17 protein-coding genes are annotated in these 18,168 nt (G+C 59.7%); 5 read left to right on the top strand and 12 right to left on the bottom strand.

Going from position 1 to position 18,168, the window contains the following annotated elements; genetic code table 11:
* Positions 1 to 193 precede the first annotated feature (193 nt).
* The 3 genes from K7H94_RS03650 to trmB form a co-directional block, all read right to left on the bottom strand.
* Positions 194 to 910, bottom strand: a complete 717-nt coding sequence (locus K7H94_RS03650; RefSeq protein WP_222951665.1) for a YggN family protein — start codon at positions 908 to 910, stop codon at positions 194 to 196.
* A 172-nt stretch (positions 911 to 1,082) separates the two neighbouring features.
* A complete protein-coding gene (locus K7H94_RS03645) occupies positions 1,083 to 1,409 on the bottom strand; it encodes a YggL family protein (protein WP_021313105.1) in 327 nt (108 codons plus the stop codon).
* Positions 1,409 to 2,128, bottom strand: coding sequence for a tRNA (guanosine(46)-N7)-methyltransferase TrmB (gene trmB, locus K7H94_RS03640; RefSeq protein ID WP_021506621.1), 720 nt, complete (start codon positions 2,126 to 2,128; stop codon positions 1,409 to 1,411). Before trmB ends, K7H94_RS03645 begins: the two co-directional genes overlap by 1 nt.
* 154 nt (positions 2,129 to 2,282) lie before the next feature.
* On the opposite strand from trmB, the gene mutY reads away from it, so the two are divergent.
* From mutY to mltC, 3 genes are read left to right on the top strand one after another with little or no spacing between them, the layout of a single operon-like run.
* The gene (mutY, locus tag K7H94_RS03635) at positions 2,283 to 3,368 is read left to right on the top strand and encodes an A/G-specific adenine glycosylase (RefSeq protein WP_104093692.1); all 1,086 of its coding nucleotides are present in this window, start codon (positions 2,283 to 2,285) and stop codon (positions 3,366 to 3,368) included.
* The gene (locus K7H94_RS03630) at positions 3,368 to 3,640 is read left to right on the top strand and encodes an oxidative damage protection protein (protein ID WP_010617014.1); all 273 of its coding nucleotides are present in this window, start codon (positions 3,368 to 3,370) and stop codon (positions 3,638 to 3,640) included. Before mutY ends, K7H94_RS03630 begins: the two co-directional genes overlap by 1 nt.
* Positions 3,641 to 3,694: 54 nt before the next feature.
* Positions 3,695 to 4,774, top strand: coding sequence for a membrane-bound lytic murein transglycosylase MltC (gene mltC / locus K7H94_RS03625; RefSeq protein ID WP_021506619.1), 1,080 nt, complete (start codon positions 3,695 to 3,697; stop codon positions 4,772 to 4,774).
* A gap of 68 nt (positions 4,775 to 4,842) precedes the next feature.
* Here mltC and K7H94_RS03620 read toward each other — a convergent pair whose 3' ends face one another.
* Positions 4,843 to 6,990 (bottom strand): ornithine decarboxylase, encoded by a 2,148-nt coding sequence (locus tag K7H94_RS03620; protein ID WP_222951664.1) that lies wholly within the window; start codon positions 6,988 to 6,990, stop codon positions 4,843 to 4,845.
* A 560-nt stretch (positions 6,991 to 7,550) separates the two neighbouring features.
* On the opposite strand from K7H94_RS03620, the gene acuI reads away from it, so the two are divergent.
* Positions 7,551 to 8,543: an acrylyl-CoA reductase (NADPH) gene (gene acuI, locus K7H94_RS03615; protein WP_222951663.1), complete on the top strand. Its 993-nt coding sequence runs from the start codon at positions 7,551 to 7,553 to the stop codon at positions 8,541 to 8,543.
* A gap of 17 nt (positions 8,544 to 8,560) precedes the next feature.
* On the opposite strand, the gene K7H94_RS03610 is transcribed toward acuI, so the two are convergent.
* The 5 genes from K7H94_RS03610 to K7H94_RS03590 are packed head-to-tail and all read right to left on the bottom strand — an operon-like array spanning position 8,561 to position 14,596.
* Positions 8,561 to 9,340: a heme ABC transporter ATP-binding protein gene (locus K7H94_RS03610; protein ID WP_222951662.1), complete on the bottom strand. Its 780-nt coding sequence runs from the start codon at positions 9,338 to 9,340 to the stop codon at positions 8,561 to 8,563.
* Positions 9,333 to 10,334, bottom strand: coding sequence for a FecCD family ABC transporter permease (locus K7H94_RS03605; RefSeq protein ID WP_132464509.1), 1,002 nt, complete (start codon positions 10,332 to 10,334; stop codon positions 9,333 to 9,335). Before K7H94_RS03605 ends, K7H94_RS03610 begins: the two co-directional genes overlap by 8 nt.
* Positions 10,327 to 11,151 (bottom strand): heme/hemin ABC transporter substrate-binding protein, encoded by an 825-nt coding sequence (locus K7H94_RS03600; RefSeq protein WP_222951661.1) that lies wholly within the window; start codon positions 11,149 to 11,151, stop codon positions 10,327 to 10,329. Before K7H94_RS03600 ends, K7H94_RS03605 begins: the two co-directional genes overlap by 8 nt.
* The gene (locus tag K7H94_RS03595) at positions 11,148 to 12,179 is read right to left on the bottom strand and encodes a hemin-degrading factor (protein WP_222951660.1); all 1,032 of its coding nucleotides are present in this window, start codon (positions 12,177 to 12,179) and stop codon (positions 11,148 to 11,150) included. Before K7H94_RS03595 ends, K7H94_RS03600 begins: the two co-directional genes overlap by 4 nt.
* A 50-nt stretch (positions 12,180 to 12,229) precedes the next feature.
* On the bottom strand, positions 12,230 to 14,596 hold the full coding sequence (locus K7H94_RS03590) for a TonB-dependent receptor domain-containing protein (RefSeq protein ID WP_222951659.1): 2,367 nt from the start codon (positions 14,594 to 14,596) through the stop codon (positions 12,230 to 12,232).
* Between the two features lie 341 nt (positions 14,597 to 14,937).
* Here K7H94_RS03590 and K7H94_RS03585 point away from each other — a divergent pair, with 341 nt between their 5' ends.
* Positions 14,938 to 15,225 (top strand): Rdx family protein, encoded by a 288-nt coding sequence (locus tag K7H94_RS03585; protein ID WP_021506610.1) that lies wholly within the window; start codon positions 14,938 to 14,940, stop codon positions 15,223 to 15,225.
* Positions 15,226 to 15,230: 5 nt separating this feature from the next.
* Here K7H94_RS03585 and K7H94_RS03580 read toward each other — a convergent pair whose 3' ends face one another.
* The 3 genes from K7H94_RS03580 to dnaJ form a co-directional block, all read right to left on the bottom strand.
* On the bottom strand, positions 15,231 to 15,770 hold the full coding sequence (locus K7H94_RS03580; protein WP_021314062.1) for a PadR family transcriptional regulator: 540 nt from the start codon (positions 15,768 to 15,770) through the stop codon (positions 15,231 to 15,233).
* A gap of 85 nt (positions 15,771 to 15,855) precedes the next feature.
* Positions 15,856 to 16,629, bottom strand: coding sequence for a siderophore-interacting protein (locus K7H94_RS03575; protein ID WP_222951658.1), 774 nt, complete (start codon positions 16,627 to 16,629; stop codon positions 15,856 to 15,858).
* Positions 16,630 to 17,004: 375 nt separating this feature from the next.
* On the bottom strand, positions 17,005 to 18,141 hold the full coding sequence (gene dnaJ / locus K7H94_RS03570; RefSeq protein ID WP_021508663.1) for a molecular chaperone DnaJ: 1,137 nt from the start codon (positions 18,139 to 18,141) through the stop codon (positions 17,005 to 17,007).
* Between the last annotated feature and the right edge of the window lie 27 nt (positions 18,142 to 18,168).

Genomic DNA, 18,168 nt, shown 5'->3' with positions numbered 1-18,168 from the left:
AATAATTTCAATAGGCTGAATGCCCGTTGATATAGTTATTAATGCGGAAATTTTGCCGTTATCAGATTCGTCCCGAATCTAAGACAACCCGTTAAATCATGGCTTAAAAGCTGCGGGGATAAAAAAAGGCGCCACTGTTCAGAAGAACAATGACGCCGTGATGTTCCGTGCATTCAGCGGCAACGCGGCTGGCTTAGCCCTTTACGTTCTGCATCAGCGTCTTGCGCTGGCTCTCCAGTGCAGTCACCCGGTTACACACTTCATGACCGAAGTTCTGGAAATCCTGCTCCTGATTGTTCCATTCAGTCTGAATCGACTGCTGTAGCCCGCCGAGGTTGCCCATCAGCGCCTGCAGCGGATTGCTGCCGCTGGCGGCCTGTTTGGTGCCCATCTCGTTCAGGCTATCCTGCAACACCCCGCCCAGCGTGCTCTGCACCAGCTTCTCGCCGTCGGCGCGCACCTGCTCAATGGCCTGATGGTGGAAAGTCAGGCCATCCGGGCGATGCTCGATGATGCGGTTCATCTGCTGCTTCAGCTGACCGTTCAGCGTGGTCAGGCGATTGCGCACATTGCTGTCCGCCCCGAGTTTTTCGACGATCACTTTATCCAGCGCCACGCGGCCCCGCTCCAGACGGGTGGTTGCGCCGCTGTCGACCCACGGCAGATCGCGACGCAGCGCGTTCTGGTAGTCAATCGCCTGCTGGCGCGTGGCGTTATCGACGCTCACCGCCTTGCCGTTGAACTGCACATCGCCCTGCGGCGTGATTTCAAGGTTGCCGTTGCTGCCCACCACCTGCACGCTCTGGGGTTTGATGATCACATCATCCTTTGGATTGACGCTGCACTGATAGTCAGCATGCGCCTGAGCTGCCGTCAGCAGCAGCACGGCGAGAAGAGCCTTACGAACCATGAAATCTCCTGCAGATGTGAATAGTCTGATAAGCGGTGGCATTGTGCTGCGTCTGGCGATGCGCAATAAATTGCGCCGCTACGAAAGGTGCATTGGACAAGCGAATCAACCAACACGCACTGAATGTGTAGCGGCGCGATTCATCGCGCGAAGTTATCGCCAATGATGATACTTAGTCCCACCAAACGTCGAAGAGTTCAGTGACCTGAATATCGGCGAGATTTTTCTTTTCCAGCCAGTTACGCACCAGCTCGCGGTGCGCGTCGGTGCATTTGCCGGTCTGCTGCAGACACACCAGCCCTTCCCACACCAGATAGCCGCTGCCGTCATAGGCCAGACCATTCGGATCGATCACCTCATTGATGAACTGATCGAGCGTGGCATCCACCTCTTCTTCGCTGGTGCCTTCGGCAAAACGCCAGGCAACAGAGAAGCCCAGCTCCTGAAACTCATCAACATGCAACTTCTTACGTAAACGGCGGCTACGTTTTACAGCCATTATTTCACCCTCTCAAACATCAGATCCCATACGCCATGGCCCAGTCGCTGCCCGCGCTGCTCAAATTTGGTTAACGGACGCGTTTCCGGACGCGGCACGTAATTCTGGCTCTCCGACTGATTGCTATAGCCATCGATGCTGCTCATCACTTCCAGCATGTGCGTGGCGTACTCTTCCCAGTCGGTCGCCATGTGGAACACGCCGCCCAGCTTCAGCTTGCGCAGCACCAGCTCGGCAAACGGTACCTGGACGATGCGGCGCTTGTTGTGGCGCGCCTTATGCCATGGATCCGGGAAAAACAGCTGCACCATGCGCAGCGAATTGTCCGGCACCATGTTTTCCAGCACTTCCACCGCGTCGTGACACATCACGCGCAGATTCTGCACGCCAGCCTCTTTGGCCGAGGCCAGACAGGCACCGACGCCTGGCGCATGCACTTCAATGCCGAGGAAGTTCTGATGCGGATTGTTCTGCGCCATGGTCACCAGCGAGGCACCCATGCCAAAACCAATCTCCAGCACCAGCGGCGCTTCGCGACCAAACAGCGCGACCATGTCCAGCGGCTGCGGCTGATACTCGACGCCCATCTCCGGCCAGTAATTGTCGAGCGCGAGCTGCTGTCCTTTCGTTAAGCGCCCCTGGCGGCGCACAAAACTGCGGATACGGCGTAAAGGCCGCCCGTTCTCATCAAATTCCGGGGTGATGACGTCATTAATCATGTTGAAACCTGCTGGTTAGCCTGTTCAGGGAAACGGGCATTATGCAAAGTTAAGTAACAGAAGCAAGCCTTTGCAATCTTCCGGTTTACACCCTGAAGTCTCTGTGCTGGAATTCCTGCCTGATTGTAGAGTAAACACGGAAAATTTCCTTCTTATGATGCAGGCGCCGCAGTTCGCGCAACAGGTGCTGGAGTGGTACCAACGCTTTGGCCGTAAAACTCTGCCGTGGCAGCTGGAGAAAACGCCCTATAAGGTGTGGCTCTCTGAAGTGATGCTGCAGCAGACGCAGGTTGCCACCGTTATTCCCTATTTCGAACGCTTTATGGCGCGCTTCCCCACGGTTGCCGACCTGGCCGCCGCGCCGCTTGATGAAGTACTGCATCTGTGGACCGGCCTCGGCTATTACGCACGAGCGCGTAACCTGCACAAGGCGGCTAAACAGGTGGTTGAGCTGCACGGCGGCGTATTCCCGCCTCATTTCGATGATGTCGCGGCGCTGCCGGGCGTCGGCCGCTCCACGGCGGGCGCGATCCTGTCGCTGTCGCTCGGCCTGCATTTCCCGATCCTCGACGGCAACGTAAAACGCGTGCTGGCGCGCTGCTATGCAGTGAGCGGCTGGCCGGGCAAAAAAGAGGTGGAGAAGCGGCTGTGGCAGATCAGTGAAGACGTCACGCCAGCGGAAGGCGTCAGCCAGTTCAATCAGGCGATGATGGATCTCGGCGCGTTAGTGTGTACTCGCTCCCGCCCGAAATGCGAAATCTGCCCGCTGAATAGCGGCTGCGCGGCCTATGCACAAGGCAACTGGGCTGATTATCCCGGTAAGAAACCGAAAGTCACGCTACCAGAGCGCAGCGGCTGGTTCCTGATGCTGCAGCACGGCGACGAGGTGTATCTGGAACAGCGTCCGCCGGTGGGTTTGTGGGGCGGCCTGTTCTGCTTCCCGCAGTTCACCAGTGAGCAAGCGCTGACTGACTGGCTGGCGGCGCGCGGCATCCACGCGAAGCCGCAGCAGCTTACCGCGTTTCGCCACACCTTCAGCCATTTCCACTTAGATATTGTGCCTATGTGGCTGGCGTGGCCTTCCTCCGGGTCGCTGATGGATGAAGCCGGCGGTCTCTGGTATAACTTAGCGCAACCACCGTCAGTGGGGCTGGCCGCGCCGGTAGAGCGCCTGCTGCATGAGCTGCGCCATCCCCGGCAGCTTCAACTGCGAACCAGTTTGACCGAAGAGGAAGAGTAATGAGCCGCACCATTTTTTGTACTTATCTGCAACGCGACGCTGAAGGCCAGGACTTTCAGCTCTATCCTGGCGAACTGGGTAAGCGCATCTACAATGAGATTTCCAAAGAAGCCTGGCAGCAGTGGATGTCCAAGCAGACCATGTTGATCAACGAGAAGAAGCTCAACATGATGAACCCGGAAGATCGCAAAGTGCTGGAGAAGGAGATGGTGAATTTCCTGTTCGAAGGCAAAGATGTGCACATTGAAGGTTACACCCCGCCAGAAAAATAAACGTTCAGGGCCTCCCTTTGAGGCCCTCTTTTTCGAGTCAGGCACGCATTCACAATGAATAAAAAACTGATAGCACTGCTGGTCATCGCACCCCTGTTAGTCTCCTGCTCCGGACAAAAAAAATCGCAGTACCATGAAGAGTGGGTTAAGGACACCAACGGTTTTGACATTCTGATGGGGCAGTTTGCCGCCAACATCGAGAATATCTGGGGAATCAATGAGGTTCTGATCGCCGGCCCCAAGGACTACGTCAAATACAGCGATAACTATTACACCCGCAGTCACATCAACTTCGACAGCGGTAGCATCACCATTGAGACCATTTCCGGCACCGATCCGATGGCCAGCCTGCGTCAGGCCATCATCACCACGCTGTTGATTGGTGACGATCCGGGCAACGTCGATCTCTACTCCGACGCCAACGATATTCAGATCAGTAAAGAGCCGCTGCTGTACGGCCAGGTGCTGGATAATACCGGTCAGCCGATCCGCTGGCAGGGACGCGCCGGTAACTTTGCTGATTACCTGATTCAGAACAAACTGCAGAAACGCACCTCCGGGCTGCACGTTATCTGGTCGGTGACCATTCCGATGGTGCCTAACCACCTCGACAAACGTGCGCACAAATATCTGCCGCTGGTGCGCAAAGCGGCCGAACAGTATGGCGTTGATGCCTCGCTGATTCTGGCGATCATGCAGACCGAATCGAGCTTTAACCCCTATGCGGTAAGCAACGCCGATGCGCTGGGTCTGATGCAGGTGGTACAGCATACTGCCGGGGTCGATGTGTTCCGCATGAAAGGCAAATGGGGTAAACCGAGCCGCAGCTATCTGCTCGATCCGGCCAATAACATTGATGCCGGTACCGCATATCTGTCGCTGCTGCAGAAGAGCTATCTCGGCGGGATTCAGGATCCGCTGTCGCGCCGTTACGCAGTGATCACCGCTTATAACGGCGGGGCGGGCAGCGTGCTGCGCGTGTTCTCCAGCGATAAAGACCGCGCCTTCGCCACCATCAACGGCATGTCACCGAGCCAGGTGTATCAGACGCTGACCACCAACCATCCGTCGGCCGAGTCGCGCCGCTATCTGTACAAAGTGAGCCAGGCACAGCGCAGCTACCACCGTTATTGATTAGCGCTCATCGCCACCTTCTCCCGCCTGCGGGAGAAGGTGCCGTGCGGTGGGGGAACAGCCCCCTCCTACAACATCATATTCGCCACTAACCGCTTGTGCCCGCCGTCATCCTCCTCGGTGTAAACCCCCTGCAACTCCGGTGAAAAGCCCGGCAGCAGATTAATACCCGCTTCCAGGGCGAGGAAATAGCGCTGCACTGCCCCGCCCCAGGTTTCGCCTGGCACCACGCACAGCACACCCGGCGGATACGGCAGCGCCCCCTCGGCGGCAATACGCCCTTCGGCGCTGGCGATCGGCACCAGCTCAACGTCACCGCGAATATACGCCTGATGCGCATCCTGCGGATTGACCTCGACTTTCGGGAAACACGCCTGACGGAACATGTCGCGCTGCAGATCCTTAACGTCGTAGCTGACGTACAAATCGTGCATCTCCTGGCACAGGCGACGCAGCGTGTAGCCCTGATAGCGCTCGACGTGCCTGCGATACACGCTCGGCAGCACTTCGGCCAGCAGCGCATCTTCCCGCACGTGCTGTTCAAACTGCTCCAGCATCGCCACCAGATGCGCCATTTTTTCCGGCGTTTCCGCTGGGGTCAGCAGGAACAGGATTGAGTTGAGATCGCACTTCTCCGGTACGATACCGTTCTCGCGCAGATAGTTGGCGAGAATGGTGGCCGGAATGCCAAAGCGGGTGTATTCGCCGCTGGTGGCATCGATGCCTGGCGTGGTGAGCAGCAGCTTGCACGGGTCCACCAGATACTGTCGGGCATCGTAACCGGCAAAACCGTGCCACTTCGCGCCCGGTTCGAAGCTGAAATACGCCGGATCGGCGGCGATGGTGGCGGTTTCTGCCGCCTGCCATGGCTTGCCGTGCACCTGCTCCGGCAGGAAGGGTTGAATCAGGCTGCAGCGCTCGAGGATTGCTTTGCGTGCCTCAATGCCCAGCGTGACGCAGTCGTGCCACATGCTGCGCCCCGCTTCGCCCTGATGCATTCTGGCGTTGATATCCAGCGCAGCGAACAGCGGATAGAACGGGCTGGTTGAGGCGTGCAGCATAAACGCGTTGTTCAGCCGCTTATGTGGGCAGAAGCGTTTCTGGCCGCGAATATGGTTATCTTTCTTGTGAATCTGCGAAGTCTGCGAGAAGCCCGCCAGCTGCTTATGCACCGACTGGGTGACAAAGATCCCCGGATCGTTCTCGTTAAGCTCCAGCGTCAGCGGCGAGCAGCCGGCCATCAGCGGAATAAACTGCTCATAACCCAGCCATGCCGAATCAAACAGAATGTAGTCACACAGATGCCCGATGCGATCCACTACCTGGCGCGCGTTGTATACCGTGCCATCGTAGGTGCCAAGCTGGATGATCGCCAGCCGGAACGGGCGCGGCTGATCCGCGCGCTGTGGCGCGACCTGGCGCACCTGCTCGCGCAGATACGTCTCGTCGAAACAGTGCGCATCGATGCCGCCAATAAAGCCAAACGGGTTACGCGCCGCTTCCAGATAAACCGGCGTGGCGCCCGCCTGAATCAGCGCACCGTGGTGGTTAGATTTATGGTTATTGCGGTCAAACAGCACCAGATCGCCGCGCGTCAGCAGCGCATTGGTCACCACTTTGTTGGCGCTGGAGGTGCCGTTCAGCACGAAGTAGGTTTTATCGGCGTTGAACACGCGCGCGGCATATTTCTGCGCATCCTTGGCCGAGCCTTCGTGGATCAGTAAATCGCCCAGCTTGACGTCCGCGTTACACATATCGGAGCGAAAGACGTTCTCGCCGTAGAACTCATAAAACTGACGTCCAGCCGGATGGCGGCGGAAAAACGCCCCGCCCTGATGGCCCGGACAGGCAAAGGTGCTGTTCTGCATATCGACATAGCGCGTCAGGGTGTCGAAAAACGGCGGCAGCAGTTCCGCCTCGTACGCCTGCGCCGCCTGCTCCAGCGCCTGCCACTCTTCCGCTGCGCCGTTGATCTCTCCGGTCACGCCCGGCAGCGTCAGCACTGCGTCATCAAAGGCGTTCGCGACAAACACCGGCAGATTGAAGCCGGTCTGGCGCAGCAGCGTCAGCACGCCGCTGCGTGTATCGGCCAGCGAGACCACTACCGCGGCTACGTCGGTGAAATCGGTATTATCCAGCGTCACCACGTCGCGCGCGGTGTTGAGACTCAGGCTTGGCGCTACCGCTACGCTGGCAGCAATTTTCAATGGGTTCATAACACAAATCCCCGTAATGAAGGATGAGTGGGTGCCAGTGGCACAGCAATGAGGAAATTTCCCCGGCGAATAACGTCCGGCGGCCGCAACCGATAGACATCAGTAAAGCCAGATCGCGTCTGTCTTTACTCATATCCAACAGCGAACGGGGCGTAGCCTCACCGCATGGTGAGCGGGAAATGAGAACAACAGATGACAGAGGCGCGCTTGTCATGAAGCGCACGGCGACAAGTGCAGATGTGCATTGTACCGGACATGGCGGCGTCCTCAGCGATGAAGATGGGGAAGAAATTCGGGCGACATGATGGCATCTTTTTTTACCGGGGACAACCAATCAGGGCGGAATTTTGATGCAGAACACCAATGTGCTACTTCATTGATTTACATGAATAATAGTTAAGGCGTCTATTTTTAACTGCCTGAATAGTCGAAGATTACGCAAAGTTATGCAGAATGTAACACCGGTGCGATAGCGACCGCCTGCCGCGCCCATCCGCCTGGCACTCCCTGCGGCAGAAGCGTACTATGGAGCGCACTTCTCCCAACCAGCCGGAGGCTGCATGTTCAAGGCACTGGTCATTGAAAATGATGAACAGGGATACCGCACATCCCTGCAGGATCTGTCAGAGCAACAATTGCCCGATCAGGATGTTACCCTCGAAGTAAGCTACTCCACCCTCAACTACAAAGACGCGCTGGCCATCTGCAATAAAGGGCCGATTGTGCGCCAGTTTCCCATGGTGCCGGGCATCGATTTTGTTGGCCGGGTGATCCACAGCCGTCATCCGGAGTGGCAGCAGGACGATGTTGCGCTGCTCACCGGCTGGGGCGTGGGTGAAAAACACTGGGGCGGGCTGGCGCAGAAAGCCAGCGTCTCCGGCGACTGGCTGGTCAAGGTGCCGGCGGCGCTCAGCCCGCTGCAAACCATGGCGATTGGCACCGCCGGCTTTACCGCGATGCTGTGCGTGCTGACGCTGGAAAAACAGGGCATCACACCGCAGCACGGTCCGGTACTGGTTACCGGTGCCAGCGGCGGCGTGGGCAGCTTCAGCGTGAGCCTGCTGGCGCGTCTCGGCTATGAGGTCGTGGCATCCAGCGGCCGCGCCAGCGACAGCGCCTACCTGCTCGATACGCTCGGCGCCTCCGCGATTATCGACCGTAACGAACTGAGCGCGCCCGGCAAACCGCTGGCGAAAGAGCGCTGGGCCGCCGCGATCGATAGCGTCGGCAGCCACACGCTGGCCAATGTGTTAGCCGGGATCCAGCGCGACGGCGTGGTCGCCGCCTGCGGCATGGCGCAGGGCCTCGATCTGCCCACCAGCGTCGCGCCGTTTATTCTGCGTGGCGTTACGCTGGCCGGCGTGGACAGCGTGATGTGCGCCAAACCGCTGCGTCAGCAGGCGTGGCAGCGTCTGGCGGAACTGGTTGACGGCGCGCTGCTGGAGCAAATGACCAAAGTGATTCCACTGAGTGAGGCGCGCGCAGGCGCAGAACAGCTGCTGGCGGGCCAGGTGCGTGGGCGGCTGATTGTCGATTGCCGCCAGGCGCCCTGACCCGGTGCAGGGTGCAGTTATGGCCGCAACTGTATCTGCGGCCGATCCTGCGCTGGCGGCGTAACCACCTGCAGGTCGGCCTGATACCAGCGCGTCAGGATCGGTTCGGTCATTACCGCGTGCGGCGTGCCCTGCGCCACCAGCTGGCCGTGGTGTAACAACAACACCCGATCCGACCACAGTGAGGCCAGATTCAAATCGTGCAGCACCGCGCAGACGCTAAAACGGCCATTGCGCGTCAGCCGGTGCAGCAGGCGCAGAGTGGACTGCTGCCAGTAGAGATCGAGCGCGGAGGTGGGTTCATCCAGCAGCAGCCAGCCGCGCGGGCCGTCGTCATGCCACAGCTGCGCCAGCACCCGGGCCAGCTGCACGCGCTGCTGCTCCCCGCCCGACAGCGACCGATAGTCGCGCTGCGCCAGCGGCGCGCTGCCGGTTAACTGCATCACCTCCTGCACCACCGCCTGGCAGTTACCGGTCGGCCAGGGTGCGCGCCCCATCGCCACCACGTCGGCAGCCGGCAGCGGAAAGGTGACGCTGTTTTGCTGGCGCATCACCGCGCGGCGCTGCGCCAGCGGTTCGCGCGGCCAGGCCGCCAGTGGACGATCGCCCAGCCAGCATTCGCCAGCGTCCGCGTGCAGAAAGCCGGTCAGCAGCCGCAGCAGCGTCGACTTACCGGCACCGTTAGGACCGATCAGGGCAACCATTTCGCCCGGCGGCAGCGTCAGGGAGACATCATCGATTAAGGTACGCGTTCCCCGGCAAAACCGCAGTCCGCGCGCCTGCAACTGCTCACTCATTCAGCCCCCTTTGCTGGCGCAGAATCTGCCACAGGAACCACGGCCCGCCCAGCAGACTGGTTAGCAGCCCGACCGGCATTTCGGCCGGAATCACCACGGTGCGCGCCAGCGTATCCGCCAGCAACAGCAGAATCGCTCCCGCCAGCGCCGCGCCCGGCAGCAGCCAGCGGTGGTCACTGCCGAGACAAAAACGCATCACGTGCGGCACCACCAGCCCGACAAAACCGATAATGCCGCTGACCGCCACCGCCGTGCCCACCAGCAGCGCACTCAGCACCAGCAGCTGGCGCTGCGTGCGTTTAACATCGACGCCCATATAGTGCGCGTCCTCTTCGCCCAGCTGCAGCAGATTGAGGCGACGCGCGCGCGTCTGCACCAGCAGCAGCGCCGGAACGATCAGCAGCGCACACACCAGCAGGCTCGGCCACTGGGCACCCGTCAGGCTGCCCATGCCCCACAGCGACAGCTGACGCAGCTGCTGGTCGTTGCTCAGCCACGACAGCACGCCAACCGCCGCGCCGCATAGCGCATTAATCGCAATGCCCACCAGCAGCAGGCGCGCCAGCTGGCCCTGCGCCAGCCGGCTAAAGCTGAAGATCAGCAGCGTTACTACCAGGCTGCCGGCAAACGCTGCCAGCGAGGGCAGCCACAGCGCCAGCAGCGGCGGCAGGCTGACCGGCAACACCACTGAGAGCGCCACCGCCAGCCCGGCACCGCTGCTGATACCCAGCAGTCCGGGATCGGCCAGCGGATTACGAAACAGCCCCTGCATCACCGCGCCGGACACCGCCAGCGCCATGCCAGTCAGCACCGCCAGCAATACGCGCGGCAGGCGAATTGTGAGCCAGATTTGCCAGGCCAGATCGCTAAGCGGCGCCTGCCACAGCGTGCGCAGCGACAGCGGCATCGCGCCGAGGTTGGCCGCCAGCAGCATGCACACCAGCATGCTGAAACTCATTAACATCAGCCAGCGCATCATCAGGCGGTTAATCATGCTGCACGGCTTCCGCCGCATGGCGCAGACGCAAAATCGCGCCCGGCGTATCAAGGCCGAAACTCAGCAGCGCCATCTCATCAATCACCAGCAGCGCGTGATGCTGGCCGGCCGGCGTCAGCTGCAGGCCCGGCAGCGCCCACACCGCCTGTTCGCCACCCAGCGTGCGCAGCCCCTCTTCGCCGACCACCACCAAATCCGGTGCTGCCGCCACGACGCCCTCCTGTGACAGCTGCTGATAGTGCGGCACCGCGCCCATGGCATTGACCAGGCCGGCAGCGCGAATTGCGCCGTCAGCGCCGGTCTGCGCACCAGCCGCCTGGGTGCGTAAGCCGCCGTGCGCCATGATAAACAGCACTTTCACCGGCAGCGGCTGCTGCGGTAGCTGCGCACGCTGTTTGTTGACCTTGTCGATCAACGCGCGGGCCGCCTGTTCACGCTGCAGCGCTTTGCCAATAGTGGCGATTTTGTCCGTGATGGCATCGAGGCGGTTATCCCCACTGACTTCCACCACCGTTACCCCGGCGTCCGCCACCTGCTGCAACACCAGCGACGGTTTAGCCAGCGCGCTGGCCAGTACCAGCGTCGGTTTCAGTGCCAGAATGCCTTCCGCGTTGAGCTGGCGCATATAGCCGATATCCGGCAGCCTGGTGGCCGCCGCCGGATGCTGGCTGGTGCTGTCGCGCGCCACCAGCTGCGCCTGCGCATCCAGCGCGTAGACGATCTGCGTTACATCGCCCCCGATAGTAATGATGCGCTGCGCCGCCCACGCCGGCAGCGTCAGCAGAGCAAGCAGTGTCAGGATCAGCGCTTTCATGCGGCGGCTCCTGTCGGCGTCAGCGCCATCACCTGCTCGCGCCAGCGTGCCTGTTCCGGCGTGCCCTCGCTGCGCTGGCCGTACAGCTGGGCAATCTGCGTGCCATCGGCAGCAAACAGCTCCAGACTGGTGACGAAGCCATCGCCGCCCGGCTTGCGCGTCACCCAGCTCTCGTGAATGCGATCCGCCATCAGATGCAGCGTGAACGTGGGATTAAAAACGTTAATCCAGTTATCCAGCGGCACCACTTTCCCGATAGTGCCGGTAAAGATCTGGGTACAGCCGCGATTGCCGACGAAGATCATAATTTCATTGCTATCCTGCTGAACCTGGGCCAGCAGCGTTGCCAGCGCGGTGTTGCTCACCTGACGCGCTAAATCATCCGGCACCGCGCGAAACGCCTGCGGCCGCGAGAGATGGTGACGCTTCAGCAGGCCAAAGAACTGATGCACATCGGTCATGGCACGCCACTCCGCTTCGACAGTGCCGGCTTCCACCCTGTCGCTGAACGGCGTGGCGCTGACCGGCTGCGGCTGCAGCTGAGGCGCGTGCGCCAGCCGGAAGCGCTCAATCAACGCCTGCCACGCCGGCATCTCCGTTTGCGCGGTGGTGTAAATTTTCAGCACCGCATCAGCGTGACGATCGAAAATCTGTATGCTCTGTCGTTCGCCGTGCGCGGTCTGCTCGCGCAGGAAGAAAGCACTGTGCCACTGCGCGGGAAACAGACGCTGGTCGAGCGCACGCGGATTAAGCACCAGCCCGCCATGTTCGCCGAGATGCAGATTGCTGTAGGTTCCCAGCTGTTCGTGCACCGCCCAGGCATTGCGCGTAATACTTTTGGTCTCACCCACTGCCGCCAGCGCCGTCAGCAGCGCCGGAAAATCGGCGCGCAGCGGCTGCGCGTCGTGGCCCACGCGCGCTTCGCACAGCTGTGCTTCCCCTATGCCCATCAGCGCGGCTAAATCACGCGCGTACATTTTTGGCTGCTGGCCTTTCAGCGCCAGATAGTGTTGATAGCGTTGATGCATTGCGCTTGCTCCCGTGAAAATGCCCTGCGCTAGCGCAGGGCGAAAAGTGATTAGAAGTCGACGTTCACGCCCAGTTGCCAGGTGCGTCCTGGCATCACGGCCAGATTGATGTCGTTGCGCTCCTGCGCGCTGGCGCTGGTCAGCGTGCGGCTGCTGAGGTAATCCCAGTATTTACGATCGGTAATGTTGTAGACACCGCCGCTCAGCCTGACATTTTTCGTCAGCTGCCAGTACGCGGTGGCATCGATCAGGCCGTAGCCCGGCACGCGCATGTATTCGCTGCTGGCATCGCTGATGGCCGCCCCGCTGTTGCTGTAGCTCTCACGGTTGGTGGCGCTGGCCTGTTTGCCTTTGACGAAGGTGGCGGTGAGCGCCGCGCCGTAACCGCGCGCTTTGTCGTCCCACGCGACGCCGACAATCGCTTTTAGCGGCGCGACACTGTCGAGATCGATGTATTTGTCGCCCAGATAGCGGGATTTCGCTTTCCCCTCGCTGTAGCCGAGCGCGAACGTGCTGCTCAGGCCATCCACGGTCGGGAACCAGCTGCCGTAGTTGACGCGGGTGCTGATCTCCGCCCCATAAATGTAGGCTTTGTCGCGGTTCTCAGCCTGATAACTGGTGTAGATGTTGGCCGGAACATTGACGAACATCGCTGGATTGGTGGCGCGGCGATAGCGGGTGTAGGCAATAAAGTTTTTGTAGGTGTTGTAGAACACCGAGGTATTGAGGGTGATGCCGTCGGTCGGCTGTCCTTTCAGACCCCACTCAAAATTGTTGCTGGTCTCGGTTTTCAGATCGGCATTACCAATCAGCGCATACTGCGCGCTGCCGGCGTAGCTTGAACCAAGGTTCCACGAGCCGTACAGCTGGCTGGTGGTCGGGAACTCCACGCCGCGCTTATATTGCAGCCAGGTGGTGAGCGCCGGATTGATATCGTACTGGAAGGTCAGTGACGGCAGCACTTCGGTGTCTGAATTGGTCTTGCCGTACAGTTTTTCCACCTGCTCTTCAGTCAGCACCGTGCTGCCGTTGGTCAGATCGCCGAGGTTCTTCGGTTTGGTGCTTTGATGAATAACGCGCACGCCGGGAATCACCGCGAAATTGTGGCTATCGAGATCGAAATTGATTTTATCCTGCAGATAACCGGCCACGGTCCAGGAACGGCTGTCCGACTGTGGCTGGGTGATGGTGCCGAAGGTGCCCGGGTTCGGCTCCTGGCGGAACGGACGCTCGCTGTTCTCCACACGCGCGTTGACGCCGCCGCTCAGCTCGTGGCGGCCGAGGGTTTTGCTGGCGCGCGTGTCAAACCCTAAGGTATCGACGTTGTAGTCAGAGTAGACGAAGCCGTACTGACTGGCGCTGGTCGGTAACCAGGTGGTGTCGTGCGCCTCGGTTTGCTGCCAGTAAATTCGCGTGGTCAGCGTATCGATCATCTCGTTGTACGGCGTCCACTCGTCGGCAAGGTTAATGCCCCAGCGGCGCGAATCGCTCTGCTGTTGCGCAGTGCCCCAAATAGTGTTGCCGCTGCTGCTGTCCCAGGTATCGTAGTGGGTGTGATTGGTTTTGTGGTAGTAGTCGAAGGTGGCGCTCAGCTTGTGCTGATCGTTTGGCTGCCAGATGCCCGACGTCATAAAGGCATCCGAGTGCCAGTTGGCCGGGTAGGCGTCTTTTACGCCACTGTTGTTGCGCGTCTGCTGGCCGTCGCGGCGGCTGTAGACAAACAGGCCGCGCAGTTCATCATCCCCTGCCGCCGCGGTGATGCCGTTGTGCCAGCTGCGGTCTGCCGAACTGTAGTCGCTCTGATAACCGAAATAGTGGGTTTTATCGCTGCTGAGATAGTCGTCCGGCGACTTGTTATGAAACGATACGTTACCGCCGATTGCGGTGTTAGGTTGTTCCACCGATGTAGCGCCCTTCTCAATTTCGACGCTGCCAAACATATACGGGTCGATGTAGTCGCGACCGATACCGAAGGTATTGTTACCGGCGCGACTGACGTACGGACGACCGGTGGCGTCCGGTACCGGAATGCCATCAATATCCAGACCGACACGATTACTTTCCAGACCGCGAATGTTGTAGCCGGTGTAGCCTGCACGGTCAAAGCCGCTTTTACCGGCTGACGAACCGCCCGCCGCACCAGTGGCGCTGACCAGCGGCTCATAACGCATGATCGAACCGAAGTCATTGGCGCCGCGTTTTTGCAGATCGCTGGCGGTGAGTGTGGTTTTGCTGCCGGCCTGCTGCTTAGGTGCGGTAACGGTCATTACCGGTTCATTGCTGCTGTTGTTCTCTGCGGAACGCGCCAGCGTACTGCTGTCGCTGGCGGCATAGCTGCAGGCTGCGTGAATGGCTGAAGCAAGAACAGCGACTTTACACAGACGCTGCTGAACAGTTCCCTGAAGGTTGAAAGACATGCGCGAAATACCTGGTTAATTGTTAGTATTCGCTCACTTATTTGCTGCCAGAAAACCACGGCTTTATGCTAAAAACCGTGAAACAGCGCGTCACGCTGGCCAGATAATGTTATCGATCCCGGCACCTGTGGCACAGTGTCATGCGCGCTTCAGTGCACAGCTGCCGTGTAAAACTGGCCGCGGTGCCGCAGGGATGCCTGTGGGATTTATAGAGAGTAAATGATGGCGAAAACAATTTAATGCAATTGCTAATCATTATCAATATCATTTGCATCAGGATGTATCTTTGTGCGCACAATTTGTTAACCCATGATTAATCAGGCACTAACAGGAGGGATAGGATGGCAGATAAACCGGCAGTAACCATTCACTACTGTACCCAATGTAACTGGCTGCTGCGTTCGGCGTGGATGGCGCAGGAGCTGCTGCATACCTTTGCCGGCGATCTCAGCGCGGTCACGCTCCAGCCCGGCAGCGGCGGCGTGTTCGAGATCAGCATTGATGGTCAGGTAATTTGGGAACGCAAACAGGAAGGCGGCTTTCCCGATGCGGCAGCACTGAAGCAGCGGGTGCGCGATGTCTGCTGGCCGGATCGCGAACTGGGGCACGTGGACAAGAAGAAACCGTAACGCGCTTAGCTGTTGGCGATCTTCTCTGCCGCGTCCTGCAGCGCCGCCACGACAATCTCCACCGTGGCCGGTGAAATCTGCTCCTGCGACAGCCGGTGATTGAGCGTATAGCGAAGCGTATGGATCGCCTGCTCTACCTGCGGAATGCTGCGGTTGTTGACCAGGATCGCCAGCGAAGTGAGCCGCCCGATAATCACCGCCACGTTTTCGCCATTTTCCGCCAGCAGCGCGCGGCCCGCATCGTTGAGCGCGTAGGCTTTGCGCGTGGCCTGGGCATCCACCACGCGAATGGCGTCCATCTCTTCCAGCAGCGTCAGGTTGGGATAAATAATGCCGGGGCTGGGGGAATATTCGCCTTTCGACAACTCTTCCACCGATTTGATCAGCTCATAACCGTGCGCCGCGCCGCTGGCCAGAAAGTGCAGCATCAGCAGGCGAATATCACTGGCATCCAGCATCCTTTCGCGCCGCTTTCTGCGTGCGCCGGCACAGCTGGCACGCTGTGCCGCATCGGCGTGCTCTGGAACATCCCGCTGCTGTTTCATCGCCTTCCCGGGGTCAGTTGAGGGAGGTTGATAGTAGTCTGGTGCCTGGTAAAATTCAACACAGGCGGCAGCGGGCGGGCGCCGGTTATTTCCGATGCCAGTAAGCGACGGCGCGCACCAGGTCGCTGTGCGCCGCGCGCTGCTGAGTAAAGTAATCGCTCAGCTGTTTCACCGCAGCGCCTTCGCCGGTCAGCCAGATGAAGTAGTCATCAGCAGGCAGCACAATCGGGTCCAGCAGCGGCGTCAGCGCCTCAGCCTGCATCTTGCCGCTGCCGAGCCAGCTCACCGTGACATCCGGCAGGTCGCCAAGATACGCGCGGCCGACTGGCTCATCAACACAGGCCAGCAGATGAATCTGCTGTGCCTGCATTTCCTGATAGCGGCGCTTAAACGCCGGCAGACCGGTCTCATCACACACATAAATCTGACAGGCATAATCCACCGGCACGACGCATGAGCCGCGGGGGCCGCCCATCGCAATGCGATCGCCCGGCTGAGCGGCACTCGCCCAGCTGCTGGCGACGCCGCCGTCGTGGATGTAAAAATCCAGCGTCAGCGAATCGCTGCCGTTAAAGGCCAGCGGCGTATAGTCGCGCGCCGCCGGACGCACGCCGTCAGGCCAGACGATGCCTTCGTCGGTCATGTGTGGCAGCGCCAGCGCACCGCCCGGCGTATCCGGGAAAAACACTTTGATGTGGTCGTCAAAAGAGGGCGAGTGAAAACCCGCCAGATCGCTGCCGCTAAAGACGATGCGCCAGAAGGCATCGGCCACCCGCGTTTTGCTGGCGACGGTGATGTGACGGAAGCGTAATTCATTGCGCACGCGTTGTGGAGCGCGGTGGTGAGTCGGGTTTGGCAACGTTTCTCTCCCTGCAGCGACGGTCCCGCGCTACTGCGCTACCGCACACCGCTGATGGTGCATGTTATCGAAAATCATTCTCATTAAACGCCTTGCAAGATACCTATGATATATTTTCGGCGCAATGCCGAAAAATGCTATTGGCAAAACGGAACCGGTTTTTGCAAGGTGAGGACGCGTTTTTTGGCGGGGATTTTCACGGCTTGAGGTCGCCATAAATGGCGCCCCTACAGCGTGTCCGCGTATTTTTGAAAGGTAACGGCTGTCGGGGATGTGAATGACGAAAAACAATGCCGTTGAATATCTGCACGGCAGAACTGCGCATAAAAAAAAGCGGAGAGTCGCCTCTCCGCTTGTTACTGTCTGCGCACCCGATTAGCGGGTCAGATCGTCAAAGAACTTCTTTACGCCGTCGAAGAAGCTTTTCGAACGCGGGCTGTTTTTCTCGCCGGTAGGTCCGCCGAAGCTCTCTTCCAGCTCGCGCAGCAGCGCTTTTTGCTTGTCGTTGAGGCTGACCGGGGTTTCCACCACCACGCGACACAGCAGATCGCCGACCGCACCGCCGCGCACCGACTTCACGCCTTTGCCGCGCATGCGGAACAGCTTGCCGGTCTGGGTTTCTGCCGGCACTTTCAGCTTCACGCGACCGTCAAGCGTCGGCACTTCAATCTCACCGCCCAGCGCTGCCATGGCAAAGTTGATCGGTACTTCGCAGTACAGGTTGTTATCTTCACGCTCAAAGATCGGGTGTTTCTTCACCGAAACCTGCACGTACAGATCGCCAGCCGGTGCGCCATGCTCACCCGCTTCACCTTCTCCGCTGAGGCGGATACGGTCGCCGGTATCGACGCCCGCCGGGATTTTCACCGACAGCGTTTTCTGGCGCTCAACGCGGCCGTGGCCGTGACAGGCGTTGCACGGATCTTTAATCACCGAGCCGCGACCGTGACAGGTCGGACAGGCTTGCTGCACGGTAAAGAAACCCTGACGCATCTGTACCTGGCCCGCACCGTGACAGGTCGGACAGGTCTGCGGCTGGGTGCCCGCTTTGGCGCCGCTGCCGTGGCAGACATCACACTCTTCCAGCGTTGGAATGCGGATCTCTTTGGTCACGCCGCGTACCGCTTCTTCCAGCGTCAGTTCCATGTTGTAGCGTAAATCGGCGCCGCGTGAGGCGCGCTGACGGCGACCACCACCAAAGATATCGCCGAACACGTCGCCAAAGATATCGCTGAAGTCGGCACCGCCGCCACCAAAGCCGCCGCCGAAGCCGCCACCACCGCCCTGCTCAAACGCCGCATGACCGTACTGATCGTAAGCTGCACGCTTCTGCGCATCGGTGAGGATTTCGTAGGCTTCCTTGACCTCTTTGAATTTCGTCTCGGCCTCTTTATCGCCCGGATTACGGTCCGGGTGATACTTCATCGCCAGGCGCTTATAGGCCTTTTTGATTTCGCGCTCATCGGCGGATTTTGAGACGCCTAAGATCTCGTAAAAATCACTCTTAGCCATTTTTCTCTGCCCTTAACATGATCGCAC

It is taken from the genome of Pantoea dispersa (assembly GCF_019890955.1).
GTDB lineage: Bacteria > Pseudomonadota > Gammaproteobacteria > Enterobacterales > Enterobacteriaceae > Pantoea > Pantoea dispersa.
Note: the sequence above shows the minus strand (reverse complement) of the source record. Positions and strands in the feature narration are given on the sequence as shown.

What these genes read in the sequence shown, in the direction of transcription:
- K7H94_RS03630 (WP_010617014.1), top strand. Translation starts at nt 3,368, where the DNA reads ATGAGCCGCACCATTTTTTGTACTTATCTGCAACGCGACGCTGAAGGC.
- K7H94_RS03610 (WP_222951662.1), bottom strand. Translation starts at nt 9,340, where the DNA reads ATGAGTGAGCAGTTGCAGGCGCGCGGACTGCGGTTTTGCCGGGGAACG.
- acuI (WP_222951663.1), top strand. Translation starts at nt 7,551, where the DNA reads ATGTTCAAGGCACTGGTCATTGAAAATGATGAACAGGGATACCGCACA.
- mltC (WP_021506619.1), top strand. Translation starts at nt 3,695, where the DNA reads ATGAATAAAAAACTGATAGCACTGCTGGTCATCGCACCCCTGTTAGTC.
- K7H94_RS03590 (WP_222951659.1), bottom strand. Translation starts at nt 14,596, where the DNA reads ATGTCTTTCAACCTTCAGGGAACTGTTCAGCAGCGTCTGTGTAAAGTC.
- K7H94_RS03580 (WP_021314062.1), bottom strand. Translation starts at nt 15,770, where the DNA reads ATGAAACAGCAGCGGGATGTTCCAGAGCACGCCGATGCGGCACAGCGT.
- K7H94_RS03585 (WP_021506610.1), top strand. Translation starts at nt 14,938, where the DNA reads ATGGCAGATAAACCGGCAGTAACCATTCACTACTGTACCCAATGTAAC.
- K7H94_RS03620 (WP_222951664.1), bottom strand. Translation starts at nt 6,990, where the DNA reads ATGAACCCATTGAAAATTGCTGCCAGCGTAGCGGTAGCGCCAAGCCTG.
- mutY (WP_104093692.1), top strand. Translation starts at nt 2,283, where the DNA reads ATGATGCAGGCGCCGCAGTTCGCGCAACAGGTGCTGGAGTGGTACCAA.
- dnaJ (WP_021508663.1), bottom strand. Translation starts at nt 18,141, where the DNA reads ATGGCTAAGAGTGATTTTTACGAGATCTTAGGCGTCTCAAAATCCGCC.
- trmB (WP_021506621.1), bottom strand. Translation starts at nt 2,128, where the DNA reads ATGATTAATGACGTCATCACCCCGGAATTTGATGAGAACGGGCGGCCT.
- K7H94_RS03600 (WP_222951661.1), bottom strand. Translation starts at nt 11,151, where the DNA reads ATGAAAGCGCTGATCCTGACACTGCTTGCTCTGCTGACGCTGCCGGCG.
- K7H94_RS03650 (WP_222951665.1), bottom strand. Translation starts at nt 910, where the DNA reads ATGGTTCGTAAGGCTCTTCTCGCCGTGCTGCTGCTGACGGCAGCTCAG.
- K7H94_RS03595 (WP_222951660.1), bottom strand. Translation starts at nt 12,179, where the DNA reads ATGCATCAACGCTATCAACACTATCTGGCGCTGAAAGGCCAGCAGCCA.
- K7H94_RS03605 (WP_132464509.1), bottom strand. Translation starts at nt 10,334, where the DNA reads ATGATTAACCGCCTGATGATGCGCTGGCTGATGTTAATGAGTTTCAGC.
- K7H94_RS03645 (WP_021313105.1), bottom strand. Translation starts at nt 1,409, where the DNA reads ATGGCTGTAAAACGTAGCCGCCGTTTACGTAAGAAGTTGCATGTTGAT.